At 71.7% G+C, this 14204-nt stretch carries 12 protein-coding genes and 1 pseudogene; 5 read left to right on the top strand and 8 right to left on the bottom strand.

Annotated features, from left to right (window positions below; all coding sequences use genetic code 11):
• Window positions 1-282, bottom strand: a 282-nt coding sequence (locus IEY82_RS33445; RefSeq protein WP_373291475.1) for a carbohydrate-binding protein, incomplete at its 3' end; no start/stop codon positions are given.
• Between the two features lie 116 nt (window positions 283-398).
• Here IEY82_RS33445 and IEY82_RS33450 point away from each other — a divergent pair.
• Window positions 399-1592 (top strand): annotated as a pseudogene (locus IEY82_RS33450) (RNA-guided endonuclease InsQ/TnpB family protein); the annotation flags it as partial.
• 173 nt (window positions 1593-1765) lie between these two features.
• On the opposite strand, the gene pcaDC reads toward IEY82_RS33450, so the two are convergent.
• The 5 genes from pcaDC to IEY82_RS33475 form a co-directional block, all read right to left on the bottom strand.
• Window positions 1766-2887, bottom strand: coding sequence for a bifunctional 3-oxoadipate enol-lactonase/4-carboxymuconolactone decarboxylase PcaDC (gene pcaDC / locus IEY82_RS33455; protein WP_189128270.1), 1122 nt, complete (start codon window positions 2885-2887; stop codon window positions 1766-1768).
• Window positions 2884-4329 carry a lyase family protein gene (locus IEY82_RS33460; protein WP_225264166.1) on the bottom strand — a complete coding sequence of 482 codons (1446 nt, stop codon included), beginning with the start codon at window positions 4327-4329 and terminating at the stop codon, window positions 2884-2886. Before IEY82_RS33460 ends, pcaDC begins: the two co-directional genes overlap by 4 nt.
• 124 nt (window positions 4330-4453) lie before the next feature.
• A complete protein-coding gene (gene pcaG / locus IEY82_RS33465) occupies window positions 4454-4945 on the bottom strand; it encodes a protocatechuate 3,4-dioxygenase subunit alpha (RefSeq protein ID WP_189128271.1) in 492 nt (163 codons plus the stop codon).
• Window positions 4942-5619: a protocatechuate 3,4-dioxygenase subunit beta gene (gene pcaH / locus IEY82_RS33470; protein ID WP_189128272.1), complete on the bottom strand. Its 678-nt coding sequence runs from the start codon at window positions 5617-5619 to the stop codon at window positions 4942-4944. Before pcaH ends, pcaG begins: the two co-directional genes overlap by 4 nt.
• Before the next feature lie 81 nt (window positions 5620-5700).
• Window positions 5701-6858: a 4-hydroxybenzoate 3-monooxygenase gene (locus IEY82_RS33475; protein ID WP_189128273.1), complete on the bottom strand. Its 1158-nt coding sequence runs from the start codon at window positions 6856-6858 to the stop codon at window positions 5701-5703.
• A gap of 125 nt (window positions 6859-6983) precedes the next feature.
• Here IEY82_RS33475 and IEY82_RS33480 point away from each other — a divergent pair, with 125 nt between their 5' ends.
• Window positions 6984-7694 carry an IclR family transcriptional regulator gene (locus IEY82_RS33480; RefSeq protein ID WP_225264169.1) on the top strand — a complete coding sequence of 237 codons (711 nt, stop codon included), beginning with the start codon at window positions 6984-6986 and terminating at the stop codon, window positions 7692-7694.
• Between the two features lie 28 nt (window positions 7695-7722).
• On the opposite strand, the gene IEY82_RS33485 is transcribed toward IEY82_RS33480, so the two are convergent.
• Window positions 7723-9489 carry a thiamine pyrophosphate-dependent enzyme gene (locus IEY82_RS33485; protein ID WP_189128275.1) on the bottom strand — a complete coding sequence of 589 codons (1767 nt, stop codon included), beginning with the start codon at window positions 9487-9489 and terminating at the stop codon, window positions 7723-7725.
• A gap of 162 nt (window positions 9490-9651) precedes the next feature.
• Here IEY82_RS33485 and IEY82_RS33490 point away from each other — a divergent pair, with 162 nt between their 5' ends.
• Complete coding sequence (locus IEY82_RS33490) at window positions 9652-10227, top strand: helix-turn-helix domain-containing protein (protein WP_189128276.1); 576 nt, start codon at window positions 9652-9654, stop codon at window positions 10225-10227.
• A 75-nt stretch (window positions 10228-10302) separates the two neighbouring features.
• Window positions 10303-11721, top strand: coding sequence for an NAD(P)/FAD-dependent oxidoreductase (locus IEY82_RS33495; protein ID WP_189128277.1), 1419 nt, complete (start codon window positions 10303-10305; stop codon window positions 11719-11721).
• Here the strand turns inward: IEY82_RS33495 and ligD are convergent.
• Window positions 11705-12904, bottom strand: coding sequence for a non-homologous end-joining DNA ligase (gene ligD / locus IEY82_RS33500; protein ID WP_189128278.1), 1200 nt, complete (start codon window positions 12902-12904; stop codon window positions 11705-11707). The genes IEY82_RS33495 and ligD overlap by 17 nt on opposite strands.
• 92 nt (window positions 12905-12996) lie before the next feature.
• Between ligD and IEY82_RS33505 the strand changes: the two genes are divergently transcribed.
• Window positions 12997-14204, top strand: a 1208-nt coding sequence (locus tag IEY82_RS33505) for an ATP-binding protein (protein WP_189128279.1), incomplete at its 3' end; no start/stop codon positions are given.

Consider the following 14204-nt stretch of genomic DNA (forward strand, 5'->3'; position numbering starts at 1 on the left):
GCCGCCGCCGGTCACCTTCCAGAGTGCCGGGACGACGGGCGGCTCCCAGCCGGGCTGGGAGGTGTGGCTCTGCACGCACTCGTACTCGACGCCGTTGTAGGTGACCCGGGTGCCGGCCGTGTAGGCGGTCCACGCCGTCCACTCGGCGAGGACGGCCGAGCCGGCGGAGCTGGTCGTGGTCGTGGCGCCGTACGCGCCGGGTGGGGCGGTGACGGCCGCGGTGAGCGGCAGCAGTAACGCCGTGAGTCCTGTGAGGATCTTGCTGAGGGCTCCGTGTCTCATCGCATCTCCTTGAGGCTGGAGACCCCGTCCTTCAGGACGGGGAGGAAAGCCGGAACAATGCCATCAAATCGAACACGTGTACGAAATTTGGCGGATCTTGAGGTACGGTGTGCGGCGTGGCGCAGATCGTCAAGCGGGCCTACAAGTACCGCTTCCACCCGACTCCCGAGCAGGCAGTGGAGCTTGCCCGGACGTTCGGCTGCGTGCGCCTGGTCTACAACAAGGCGCTGGAGGAGCGGAGCCGGGCCTATCGGCTGGAGGGCCGCGGCGTCTCCTACGCGGAGTCGTCGGCGGCGCTGACAGCCTGGAAACGCACCGAGGAGTTGCGGTTTCTCGCCGAGGTGTCGTGTGTCCCGTTGCAGCAGGCGTTGCGTCATCTGCAGGCGGCGTTCGCCGGCTTCTTCGCCAAGCGGGCCATGTATCCGGTGTTCAAGTCCCGTAAGAAGTCGCGGCTGAGCGCCGAATACACCCGTTCGGGCTTTCGCTGGCGTGACGGTTCGCTGACGTTGGCGAAGATGGGCGAGCCGCTGGACATCGTGTGGTCGCGTCCCTTGCCTGATGGTGCTGAGCCGTCCACGGTGACCGTGTCGAAGGACGCGGCCGGTCGGTGGTTCGTGTCCATCCTGGTGGAGGAGAAGATCGCTCCGCTGCCCCCGGTAGAAGCGGTGGTGGGGGTGGACGCGGGCATCACCGCTCTGCTCACGTTGTCCACCGGGGAGAAGATCGTCAACCCCCGCCATGAGCGGGCCGACCGTCGCAAACTGGCTCGCGCTCAGCGGGCACTGGCCCGTAAACAGAAGGGATCGAACAACCGGGTCAAGGCCCGGCTGAAGGTGGCTCGCGTGCATGCGCGGATCGCCGACCGCAGACGTGATTTCCTGCACAAGGTCAGCACCCGGCTTGTTCGCGAGACTCAAGTGATCGCCGTGGAAGACCTGAACATCCGCAACATGGTCAAGAACCACAACCTGGCCCGCGCCATCTCGGATGCATCCTGGCGCCAGTTGCGCGGCATGCTGGAGTACAAAAGCCGCTGGTACGGGCGGCGACTCGTCGTGGTGGACCGCTGGTTCCCCTCCTCCAGGCTGTGCTCGGCGTGCGGGACACTCCAGCCATCCATGCCGCTGAACGTCCGGACCTGGGTGTGCGCCTGCGGCACCTCCCATGACCGGGACGTCAACGCGGCCAAGAACATCCTCGCCGCCGGGCTGGCGGAGAGCTGAAACGCCTGCGGAGCCGATGTAAGACCTCAAAGGAAGTCCTTTCCTGGCGGGCGACCGGCGGTGAAACAGGAACCCTCACGGGCGACCGTGGGAATTCTCCTCGTTCACGAGGGGAGGAGGTCAAGATGCTCCGGCATCCGTTCGTTGGGGGGCGGGATGGGAGTGACCGAAGGAAACTATTAGGAAGGTTTCCTTTTAATTTAGAGACGACGATAGCCCGTACCTGCGGACCAGTCAATAACGAATTGACAACCCGGCGATCAGAGTGTCTCGGCGAGCGTGCGCTGGGCCACGGCGAAGGCGGCGTTGGCGGCCGGGACCCCGCAGTAGACCGCGGTCTGCAGCAGGACTTCCTTGATCTCGTCGGGAGTGAGCCCGTTGCGCAGGGCGGCGCGCACGTGCATGGCCAGCTCCTCCAGGTGGCCGCCGGCGACCAGCGCGGTGAGGGTGACACAGCTGCGGGTGCGGCGGTCGAGGCCGGGACGGTTCCAGATCTCGTCCCAGGCGTAGCGGGTGATGAGGTGCTGGAAGTCGGCGGTGAAGCCGGTGGTGGCGGCCACGGCGCGGTCCACGTGGGCGTCGCCGAGCACCTCGCGCCGCGTGCGCATCCCCGCGGACCAGCTCGCGGAGCCCGCGAGGTGGTCGCCGATCGCGGCGGTCACGTCGCCGGCCCGCTCGACGCTCGCCAGGTGGGCCGCGCCGGGGATGACCTTGAGCAGCGCCCCCGGGATGCCCGCGGCCAGGACGACCGCCTGGCCGACCGGGGTCGCGGGGTCGTCGGCGCCGGCGATCACCAGCGTGGGGGCGGTGATGGCGCCGAGGCGGCCGGTCAGGTCGCACTCGGCGAGCGCCTCGCAGCAGACGGCGTACGACTCCGCGTCGACCCGCTCCAGCATGGCGACGACCCAGCCGCCGTCGAAGCCGGGGGTGAACCACCGGGACGCCAGCACCGGGGCGAGCGTCGCCGGGCCCCGCGTCCGGACCGTCGCCGCCCGCTCGCGCCACGGGCCCGGCTCGCCGAAGCGGGCGGCGGTGCAGCACAGCACCAGGCTGCGCACCCGGCCGGGCTCCCGCGCGGCGACCGCGGTGGCGACGGCGCCGCCGAGCGAGATGCCGCCGACGGCGAACCGCCCGTCCGCCGCCCCGTCCGCCGCCCCGTCCGCCGCGAGGTCCAGTACGGCGTCCGCCAGGTCGTCGACGGTCATCCCGGCCGTCGCCGGGGCGGAGCCGCCGTGGCCGGGCAGGTCGTAGCGGAGCACCCGCCACTCCCGCGTGAGGGAGGCGAGCTGCGGCTGCCAGACGTCCAGCGTGGTGCCGAGCGAGGGGCCGAGCACCAGCAGCGGCGCGCCGTCGGGACCGTCAACGCGGTAGTGGAGCTTCACCGAGGCTCTTCCTTCGACTGATGAGCGGCCGGCCGGTGCACGGCCAGGATACGGTCGACCAGCTCGGGGGCCGCCCCGAGGTACTGGGCCGGGTCGAGCAGCTCGCCGGGGACCTCCGGCGGCCCGTCGTCACGCAGGATCCGCTCCACGGCGTCGCGCCCGTAGTGGACGGACAACCGCTCGGACACCAGCATGGCTCCCGTCAGGTCGGCGTTGGCGCGCATCCGGTCGGGGAACACCTTCAGGCCCGCCAGCAGCTCGACGGCCGTCTCCGCCGCTCCCCCGGTCAGCCTCAGGCACTCGCGCAGCGGCAGCCACTCCGCCTGCCACGCGCCCGCCGCCCGCTCGTGCTCGCCCGCCGCGCCGAGCACGCTCGCGTACGCCGGCACCTGCAACGACGCCGCCCTGACCAGCACGGACAGGGCGGGGTTGCGCTTGTGCGGCATGGCCGACGAGCGGCCCTTCGAGGACTCGGCCACCTCACCCACCTCGGTCTGGGCCAGCCAGACGATGTCGGTGGCCACCTTGCCCAGCGCGCTCGCCGCCGCCGCCAGGGCCGACCCCAGCTCCGCCACGACCGACCGCTCCGCGTGCCAGGGCGCCGGCGGGGCGGCCAGGCCCAGCTCCTCGGCGTACAGCCTGACCACCCGCAACGCGGCGCTCGCGGTTTCGAGGTCAGGACGCGCGGATTCGGCACCGGGGCGCGTCGGGGCGCGGCCTTGATGCCGCAGAGCCTCGTGTTCCGTGAGGGCGGCCAGGGTGCCGGCCGCGCCGCCGAGCTGGGCCGGGAGCCGCAGGGCGCGGAGCCGGTCGCGGGCGCGCAGCAGGCCCATGAGCCAGCCCGCCGCCTTCAGCCCGAACGTCGTCGGCACGGCCTGCTGTCCCAGTGTCCGGGCGGCCATCGGGGTGTCGCGGTGCCGCCGCGCCAGGTCGGCCAGCACGCGCGTGGCCTCGTCCAGGTCGGCCACGATCACGGCGACCGCCCGCGTCGCGACCAGCATGGCCGCGCTGTCCATGATGTCCTGGCTGGTCGCGCCCAGGTGCACCAACCTGGCCGGACCGCCCGGTGGTTCCACCCGCCCGGCCCGCGAGCCGGGCTCGTCCCCGGCGGCGCTCTCACCCGTGTCACCCGCCGGCTTCCCGGCGCTCGGGCCGATGTCGCCCGCCGACCTCCCGTCCCCGGGTCCGGCGGCGTTTCGTACCGCCTCGCGCAGGTCGGAGACCAGGGGCACGACCGGGTTGGCGGAGTCGCGGGCGCGCCGGGCCAGGTCGGCGACGTCCACGACGAGTCCGGCGGCCGTGCGGGCGATCAGCTCGGCCGCCTCTCCCGGGATCAGACCGGCGCGGGCCTGCGCACGGGCGAGCGCCGCCTCCGCCTCCAGCATCGCCCGGAGCCACGCCTGGTCCGAGGTGACCCCTTCCGCCCGGGTCCCTGCCCGCACCGGCGCCAGCAACCCGCCATCGGCGACGCCGCCGGGAGCCCCTGTCGCCGAAGCGGCGCCCCCGCCCGCGACCGGTCCAGCCGGCCCGCCAAGAGTCGGTGGGACGTCAGAAGTCGGTGGGACGTCAGAAGTCAAGGAACACCGTCTCCCCCGTCCCCTGCAGTCGTACGTCGAAGTGGTAGGAGTCGCCCGAACCGGTGGCGATCAGCGTCCGGCGCCGCGCGGGGTCGAGGCTGTCGAGCAGCGGGTCGGGCCGGTCCTCAAGGTACACGCGGGTGAGCACGGACCGGAGCAGGCCCCGGGCGAAGATCTGCAGCGACAGGTAAGGCCCGGAGGGCCGAACCGTCCGAAACCGGTAGGAGCCATCAGGAGCCGTGCCGCACCGCCCGAACCCGGATACCAGCCCGTCGCCGCGCAGCAGCGCGCCACGGTCGCCGGTGAACCCGAGCCAGAGCTCCAGCAGCGCGTCGGGCACCGGTTCGCCGGCCCCGTCGAGCACCCGCCCGGACAGCGTGATCGCCTCGGGGTGTCCCTCCGCGACGAGCTCCCAGTCGTGCTCGTACGGCAGCGCGTAGCCGTAGAACGGCCCCACGGTCTGCGAGGGCGTGAGCGTCATGGCGTCTCCATGGGGGTGTCGCCGAGCACGATGTCGAACGCGTAACCGAGCGCCCACTCGGGCTCGGTGATCTCCAGGCAGAAGTCCGAGACGAGGCGTTGCCTGGCCGCGGCGTCGGGGATCGACTGCAGGATGGGGTCGAACGGCATCAGCGGGTCGCCGGGGAAGTACATCTGGGTGACCAGCCGCTCGGTGAACGCCCGCCCGAAGACGGAGAAGTGGATGTGGGCGGGGCGCCAGGCGTTGCTGTGGTTGCGCCACGGGTAGGCACCGGGCTTGATCGTGACGAACCGGTAGCGGCCCTCCGCGTCGGTGACGCAGCGGCCGGCGCCGGTGAAGTTGGGATCGAGCGGCGCCGGATGCTGGTCGCCCTGGTGGATGTAGCGCCCGGCGGAGTTGGCCTGCCAGACCTCGACCAGCGTGTCGCGCACGGGCCGGCCGTCGCCGTCGAGGACGCGCCCGGTGACGATGATCCGCTCGCCGATCGGCTCACCGTGGTGCTGCCTGGTCAGGTCGGCGTCGAGCGCGCCGACCTCCTCGTGGCCGAAGACGGGGCTGGTCAGCTCGATCGCGTCGGGGTCGGTCTTGAACGGCACCGGCGCCTGCGCGGGCGCCCGCAGGAGCGTGCTCCGGTAGCCGGGGCTCTGGTTCGGCGGATGCGGCGAAGGGGGCATGGCTGTCCTCAGGGGGTCACGATTCGGTTCGGGTTCGGGGTTCGGGGTTCGGCGCGGACCGGGACTCCGGGGTGATCTCACTCACCACGGGAGTCCCACGTAGTTCTCGGCCAGGGTGGTCGCGGCGGCTTCGGAGGAGGTCACGTAGTCCAGGTGGGAGCGCTGCAGCCGCCGGCCGTAGTCGTCGTCGGAGTCGAACGTGTGCAGGAGCGTCGTCATCCACCAGGAGAAGTGCTGGGCCCGCCAGACCCGCTTGAGGCACGCCTCGGAGTAGCCGTCGAGCAGGTCGGCCGAGCCCGTCGAGAAGAAGCGGTCGAGCGCCTCGGTCAGCACCCGCACGTCGGCCACGGCCAGGTTGAGCCCCTTGGCCCCGGTGGGCGGCACGATGTGGGCGGCGTCTCCGGCGAGGTAGAGCCTGCCGTACTGCATGGGCTCGGTGACGAAGCCGCGCATCGGCGTGACGCCCTTCTCGATGATCCGCCCCGTGGTGAGCGTGAAGCCGGGCACGGTCTCCAGCCGGGCCCTCAGCTCGTCCCAGATCCGCTCGTCGGGCCATTCGCCGGTGGTGGCGTCGGGCGGCACCTGCAGGTAGAAGCGGCTGACCGTGGGCGAGCGCATGCTGTGCAGGGCGAAGCCGCGCTCGGTCTGGCTGTAGATGAGCTCCTCGGACGACGGCGCCACCTCGGCCAGGACGCCGAGCCACGCGAAGGGGTAGTCGCGCTCGAAGAAACGCAGCACGCCGTCGGGGACGGCCGGCCTGGACACGCCGTGGAAGCCGTCGCAGCCGGCGATCACGTCGCAGTCGAGCCGCTCGCCGCCGAACGTCAGGTACGGCTCCGCCTCCAGCCCGTGCAGGGCGACGTCCTCGACCTCGAAGCGGACGTCGCCGCCCGCCTCCAGCCTGGCGGCGATCAGGTCCTTGACCACCTCCTGCTGGCCGTACACGGTGATGGACCTGCCGGGCACGAGCTTCTCGAAGGCGATGCGGTGGCCGGCGCCGCCGTACCTGAGCTCGATGCCGTGGTGCGGCAGGCCCTCGCGCAGCAGGCGGGCGCCGACGCCCGCCTCGACCAGCGTGTCGACGGTGCCCTGTTCCAGCACCCCGGCGCGCACGCGCCGTTCCACGTAGTCGCGGCTGCGCTTCTCCAGCACCACCGACGCGATGCCGCGCAGATGGAGGAGGTGGGACAGGAGCAGTCCCGCGGGGCCCGCCCCGATGATCCCGACCTGAGTACGCATGGGGCAAGCATCCCCCCTCGCCGGCCCGATGGCCGAGGGCCCTCTTCCGCTGAGTGGAAGAACCATGCAGGATTCACCCTGTGGCAGGTGGTTCGCGACAAGCGGGACGAACGGTGACGTCAAAGGTGCTGGCGATTCTGGGCGCGTTCGACGCCGCTCACCCGCAGCTCAGCCTGACCGAGCTGGCCGGCCGCGCCGGGATGCCGCTGAGCACCGCGCACCGGCTGGTGGCCGAGCTGGAGCGGTGGCAGGCGTTGAGCCGCACGCCCGACGGGCGGCTGCGGATCGGCATGCGGCTGTGGGAGCTCGGTCAGCTCGCGCCCGCCCGGCTGCAGGACGTGGCGCATCCATGGCTGCAGGAGCTGTTCGCCGCCACCGGCGAGAACGTGCACCTGGCCGTCCGCGACGGGCTGGAGGTGCTGTACGTCGACAAGGTGCACGGCCGGCGGGCGGTGCCGATCGTGTCGAGGACCGGTGGCAGGCTGCCCATGCACCCGACCGGTGTGGGCCGGGCGCTGCTGGCCTACGAGCCCGACTGGTTCGTGCAGTCCTACCTGGCGCGCGAGCTGGAGCGGCCGACCCCGCACACGATCGTCGAGCCGGGGCGGCTGTCGCGCGAGCTGGCCCTGGTGCGCGCCCAGGGCTACGCGACGACGTACGAGGAGATGACGCTCGGCTCGTGCTCGGCGGCGGCGCCGGTGCTGGTCGACGGCCGGGCGATCGCCGCGCTCGGCATCGTGCTGACCTCCAGGCGGGCCCGCGAGCTGCACCGGCTGATCGAGCCGCTGCGCGCCGCCGCCACCGAGATCGCCCGCGCCTGCGCCACCGCGGCCTGACCCGGCGCGGCGGGCCCGGTCGGGATGGTCAGTCCCCGAGCCGCTGGATGCGGTCCTTGAACAGCGTGGTGGCGATGGCGGCCTTGTGCGGCTGGCCCTTCAGGAAGGCCTGCGCGAACTTCGTGGCCTGCTCGTAGGTGACCCGGCCGGGCATCGGCGGCTCGTTCGGGTTCACGCTCACGTCGACCAGGGCGGGGCCGTCGTGGGCCAGCGCCTGGCGGATCGCGGGCGCGACCTCCCCCGCCGTGGCGACCTTGGCCCCGAACCCGCCGCACGTCCTGGCCCAGGCGGAGAAGTCGGGCTCCGGCTCGGGGAAGCGCACGCCGTGTTCGGGATAGCCGAGCACCATCTGCTCCCACAGGATCTGGCCCAGGGCGTTGTTGTTGTTGATCACGACCTTGATCGGCAGCCCGTGCCGGGCGGCGGTCAGGAACTCGGCCATCAGCATCGCGAATCCGCCGTCTCCGACGTACGCGATGACCTGGCGGCCGGGGAAGGCGTGCTGCATGGCGATGGCGTACGGCAGGCCGGGCGCCATGGTGGCGAGGTTGCCCGACAGGTAGAAGCCACGGCCGTCACGCACCGTCCAGTGCCGGGCGGCCCAGGTGGCGATCGTGCCGCTGTCGCAGGTCATGATGGCGTCGTCGGCGGCCAGGTCGTCGAGCACCGACACCACGTACTGCGGGGCGACGGGGTCGCGGCCGGCGCTCTCCAGCGCGTCCATGTCCGCCCGCCATTTGGCCATCTTGTCCTGATATTTCGACAGATGTTCGGTGTCGGTGCGACGGTTCAGCAGCGGGAGCAGCGCCCGCAGCCCCTCCTTGGCGTCGCCCACGACGGGCACGTCGGTCGGGATCCTCGTCCCGGCCCTGGTGGGGTCGGCCTCCAGTTGCACGACCCGCGCCCTGCCCGGCTCCGGGAGGTACTTGGTGTACGGGAAGTTCGTCCCGACCATGAACAGCACGTCCGCGTCGTCCATCAGATCCTCGCTGGGCCGGGTGCCGAGCAGCCCGATGCCCCCGGTGGTGTACGGCGAGTCGTCCGGGACCACGGCCTTGCCGGGCAGCGTCTTGACCACCGGGGCGGCCAGCAGCCCGGCGACGGCCAGCACCTCCTCGCGCGCGTGCAGGGCGCCGGCGCCGACGAGGATGGCGGGGCGTTCGGCGGTGTTCAGCACCTCGGCGGCCCGTTCGAGGTCCTCCCGGCGGGGGACGCCGGGCGGGCTCAGGTAGCGGGCCGAGGTCGCGGGCGGCCTGACCGGCCCCACCTGCTTCCAGGGGTCGGCGTCCGCCTCGGCCACCTGCAGGTCGTTGGGCATGGTGAGGTGGGCGACCCCGCGCCGGGCGTACGCGGTGCGCACCGCGATGTCCACCAGCGCGGGCAGTTGCACGGGGTTGGTGACCATCATGTTGTACTCGGCGACGTCGTCGAAGAGCCGGTCCAGGCGCACCTCCTGCTGGTAGGCGGTGCCCAGGACGGAGGTCTCCTGTGTCCCGGTGATGGCCAGCACGGGCATGTGGTCGAGTTTGGCGTCGTAGAGCCCGTTGAGCAGGTGGATGCCGCCGGGGCCGGACGTGGCCAGGCACACCCCCAGCCTGCCGGTGGCCTTCGCGTGGCCGGTGGCCATGAACGCGGCGGCCTCCTCATGGTGCACGAGGACGAAGCGCACCCGGTCACGGTGCCGCCTCAGCGCCTCCATGATGCCGTTGATGCCGTCTCCCGGGATGCCGAAGACGGTGTCGACGCCCCACTCCACGAGCCGTTCGATGAGGGATTCCGCTGCGATTCGAGCCATGGCGGCGTCCCTACCCGCCACTCGCCGCCACAGACGCCGCCCGAATCATGGCCGGTTATGCATTTGTTATGTAACGTCCCCTTGCTGGGGTTTCAGCATCGTCTGTACGGTCCTTTCATCGACACTGAACAGTCTGTTCAGTGGAGTCGATCGAGAGGTTCGATGACGGAGTCGGAGACCGTCCGGCTTGGCGCGCGCATCCGGGCGTACCGGACCATGCGCCGGCTGACCGTGCGCGGCCTCGCCGGCCTGGCCGGAGCCAGCCCGAGCTTCGTCAGCCAGCTCGAACGCGGTCGCACCAGCGCGAGCGTCGGCATGCTGCGCCGGATCTCCGGAGCCCTCGGCATCACGGTGGCCGACCTGTTCAACGAGGACGACGGCGCCGGTCACCGAGTCGTGCGCCGCTTAGAGCGCCCCGAGCTGCCCGCCGGGCCGGGCACCCGCAAATACCTCATCTCCCAGCGTCCGCTGCAGAACCTCGAGGTCTACGCCGGTGAGTTCGAACCCGGCGCCTCCACCGGAGGCGAGCCGTACTCACATGGCGACTCGCAGGAGATCCTGCTCGTGCTCCGCGGCCGGGTCACCGTCTGGCTCGGACCGCCGGCGGAGGCGGTCGCCAACACGCTCGCGCCGGGTGACAGTGTGGAGTACCGCACGTCGATCCCGCATCGCGTGGTCAACGACGGCGACGGGACCGCCGAGGTCCTGTGGGTGGTCAGCCCGCCCACGCCGCTCTGACCGCCCCGCACGTCACGCGCGTCGCGGAGTCCTCGTGCCCGTTCCTGAACAACCCGATGTGGAGGCATTCCTCACGTGAAACACGGCATTCCGCTCACCGGCGACTTCGCCAACGGCGGCGTCTCCTTCTGGTACCGGCAGATCGGCCTGCCCGGCCGCCGGGCGGCGCTGCCCGGCCCGCGTGAGTACGACGTGGCGATCGTCGGCGGCGGCTATACCGGCCTGTGGACCGCCTACTACCTGAAGAAGGCCGACCCGGGGCTGCGCGTGGCGATCCTGGAGAAGGAGTTCGCCGGATTCGGCGCGTCGGGGCGCAACGGCGGCTGGCTGTCGGCCGAGTTCGCCGGGTCCCGCGAGCGGCATGCCAAGGCCCGCGGCCGGCAGGCGATGATCGACCTGCAGCGGGCCATGTTCGGCGCGGTCGACGAGGTGATCGACGTGACGCGCGAGGAGGGCATCGACGCCGACATCCACAAGAGCGGGATGATCAACGTCGCGACCAACCCGGCGCAGCGCCGCCGGCTGCGCGAGGAGGTCGCCCACCTGCGCGGCTGGGGCTACGAGGAGGACGACTACCGGCTGCTGGACCGCGACGAGCAGGACGAGCGGCTGCGGGTGGCGGGCGCGCTGGAGGCCGCCTACTCCCCGCACTGCGCCCGCATCCAACCGGCGAAGCTGGCCGTCGGGCTGGCCCGGGTCGTCGCCGGGCTCGGCGTGGACATCTTCGAGGACACCACGGTGACCGAGATCCGCCCCCGCCAGGGCGGTAAGGCGTCGGCCGTCACGACGCGCGGCGTCGTCTCCGCCGACTACGTCATCCGCGCCACCGAGGGCTTCACCGCCGGCCTGGCCGGTCAGCACCGGCAGTGGCTGCCGATGAACAGCTCGATGATCGTCACCGAGCCGTTGCCCGCCGAGCTGTGGAAGCACATCGGCTGGGCGGGGGGCGAGCTGCTCGGCGACCACGCGCACGCCTACATCTACGCGCAGCGCACCGCCGACGACCGGATCGCGATCGGCGGTCGCGGGGTGCCCTACAGGTACGGCTCCCGCACCGACGACCGGGGCGCCACCCAGGCGCAGACGGTGGCGCTGCTCTGGCGGATGCTGGTCAGGTTGTTCCCCGCCTCGGCGGACGTCCGGGTCCAGCACGCGTGGTGCGGGGTGCTCGGGGTGCCACGCGACTGGTGCTCGACCGTGCACCTCGACCACGCCACCGGTCTCGGCTGGGCGGGCGGCTACGTGGGCAGCGGGGTGACCACCACCAACCTGGCCGGTCGCACCCTGCGGGACCTGGTGCTGCGCCGCGACACCGAGCTGACCGCGCTGCCGTGGGTGGGCCGGCAGGTGCGTCAGTGGGAGCCGGAGCCGCTGCGGTGGGCCGGAGTGCAGCTCATCTACACGTTGTTCCGCGCCGCCGACCGCCACGAGAACGAACGGGGGACCACCACCTCGGTCTACGCGCGGCTGGCCAACCTCATCTCGGGTCGCTGAGGCCGCCCCACGGGTCGTAGTCGACCTCCAGCGGCTCCTGACCGGGCCGCTCGGCCTCGGGCACGTGCTGGAGGTTGACGCGGATCCGATACCACACGCTGCTGCGCCCGCGCATGCCGTCGACCAGCACGTCGGCGGGCCGCAGCAGCGCGGCGACCTCGGGGTGGCGGGCCTTCCAGCGCTCGAACCCGGCCATCGCCTCGTCCTTGTGCTCGGCCCTGGCGATCTCGATCACCGGAACCACCTGACGCCTGCGGCCCTCGCCCTTGGGCGGTTTGGGCGCGGGCCCCAGCGACTCGGCCAGCTCCAGCAGCCCGTCGAGCGAGCCCGCGTGCAGGTCGATGTCCTCCCACGGATCGCCCCTCTCGGCCAGCCGCGCCGGCACGGTGCCGACGGTGAACGCCTCGGGCCGGCAGCCGGGCACCTCGTCCCAGGTCAGCGGTGTGGACACCCGGGCGTCGGGCACGGCCCGCACGGAGTAGGCGGAGGCCACCGTGCGGTCGTAGGCGTTCTGGTTGAAGTCGACGAACACCCCGTGGCGCTCCTCCTTCCACCAGCGGCTGGTGGCGATCTCGGGGGCGCGCCGCTCGACCTCCCGGGCCACCGCCTCGGCCGCCCTGCGCAGGTCGGCGAACGGGCGGCGCGGCTCGATCCGGGCGTAGACGTGGAAGCCACGCGACCCCGACGTCTTGGGCCACGCGGTCAGCCCGTGGTCGGCCAGCACCTCGCGCGCCACCTGCGCGGTGCGCAGCACGTCGGCCCACTCGACGCCGGGCACCGGGTCGAGGTCGATCCGCAGCTCGTCGGGGTGGGCCAGGTCGCCCGCCCGCACCGGGTGCGGGTTGAGGTCGACGCAGCCGAGGTTGACCACCCAGGCGAGCTGGGCCAGGTCGCGGGCCACGACCTCGTCGGCGCTCAGCCCGGACCGGTAGCGCAGCGTGGCCACCTCGATCCAGTCGGGCCGCTTGGCCGGGGCGCGCTTCTGGAAGAACGCCTCCTCCTCGATGCCGCGCGGGAACCGCTTGAGGATCATCGGCCGGCCGGCCACACCCCGCAGCGCCGCCTCGCCCACGGCCAGGTAGTAGCGGATCAGGTCGAGCTTGGTGTGCCCGGTGTGCGGGAAGACCACCTTGTCAGGATTGCTGATGTGGACGTCGCGGCCGGCGACCTCGATGTCAGACATGTGGTCAAGATACGCGCACGCCCCGACAGAAGGGCCAAGGCCTCGCCCCGGATTCTCACCACTCAGCACAGGCGCAATGACAGGATGTGACCATGCGCCCACCCCGAGCGAGATACTTCAACACCACCGGCCCCTGTGACCCGCAGCGTCACTACATGCTGCCTCCCACGCCGCGGCTTCCCGAGGCGCGGGTGCTGATCGAGATGGATCGTTACTTCGTGGTCCACGGGCCCCGGCAGACCGGCAAGACGACAGGTCTGCGCACCCTGGCCTCCGAGTTGACGGCCGAGGGGGACATCGCAGCCCTGGTCTTCTCCTGCGAGCGTGCCAAGGTCGCCCACGACGACGTCGGCTGGGGGGAGTCGCTGATTCTGGATTCGATCCGTGCGGCCGCCGAGCGATCGGGCTGGCCGGACGAGCTGCTGCCGCCGGATCCCTGGCCGCAAGCCACGCCGGGCAGCCGGATCGCCACCGCGCTGAGCGAGTGGTGCCGTCGCTGCCCGCGCCGGGTGGTGCTGTTCTTCGACGAGATCGACGCCCTGCAGGGCGACAGCCTGGTCAGCTTCCTCTGCCAGCTCCGCGACGGCCACAACGCACGGCCCGAGGGGCACCCGTTCCCCACATCCGTGATTCTGTGCGGGCTACGTGACGTCCGCGACTACAAGATCGCTGTGGGCGCCGACCCTGGCCGTTGCAATCCCACCAGCCCGTTCAACATCATCACCAAGTCGCTGCGCCTGGGCGACTTCACCGGCGACCAGATCGCCGAGCTGTACGACCAGCACACCCAGGCGACCGGGCAGGAGTTCAGCAAGGACGCGGTGGACCGGGTCTTCGAGCTGACGCAGGGACAACCGTGGCTGGTCAACGCCGTCGCCCATGAGATCACCTTCGAGATGGGGGTGTCCGGCGCCATCACCGCCGGGCAGGTGGAGGAGGCCAAGGAACGGTTGATCCGGGCCCGCGCCACCCATCTCGACGCCCTCGTGACGCGGCTGCACGAACCACGGGTGGAACGGGTGATCGAGCCGATCGTGGCGGGAACGTGGCCAGGCACGGACACCTCCTTCGACGATGACGTCTCCTACGTTCATGATCTGGGCCTCATCCGGGGGACCAGGGACCTGGAGATCGCCAACCCGATCTACCGAGAGGTCCTACTACGGGTCCTAGGCGATCGCACGGAGCGGTTCGTGAAGGCCGATCCGCGCAGCTTCGTGCTGCCCGACGGCCGCTTCGACCTGCCGCGCCTGCTGCAGGAGTTCGTCGTCTTCTGGCGCGAGCACGGCGAGGTCCTCAT

Source organism: Nonomuraea cavernae, assembly GCF_014646355.1.
Taxonomy (GTDB): Bacteria; Actinomycetota; Actinomycetes; order Streptosporangiales; family Streptosporangiaceae; genus Nonomuraea; species Nonomuraea cavernae.

Excerpts from the sequence above, each read along its gene's own strand:
- pcaG (WP_189128271.1), bottom strand. The coding sequence starts at position 4,945 with ATGACGCTCACGCCCTCGCAGACCGTGGGGCCGTTCTACGGCTACGCG.
- pcaH (WP_189128272.1), bottom strand. The coding sequence starts at position 5,619 with ATGCCCCCTTCGCCGCATCCGCCGAACCAGAGCCCCGGCTACCGGAGC.
- IEY82_RS33475 (WP_189128273.1), bottom strand. The coding sequence starts at position 6,858 with ATGCGTACTCAGGTCGGGATCATCGGGGCGGGCCCCGCGGGACTGCTC.
- IEY82_RS33485 (WP_189128275.1), bottom strand. The coding sequence starts at position 9,489 with ATGGCTCGAATCGCAGCGGAATCCCTCATCGAACGGCTCGTGGAGTGG.
- IEY82_RS33490 (WP_189128276.1), top strand. The coding sequence starts at position 9,652 with ATGACGGAGTCGGAGACCGTCCGGCTTGGCGCGCGCATCCGGGCGTAC.
- ligD (WP_189128278.1), bottom strand. The coding sequence starts at position 12,904 with ATGTCTGACATCGAGGTCGCCGGCCGCGACGTCCACATCAGCAATCCT.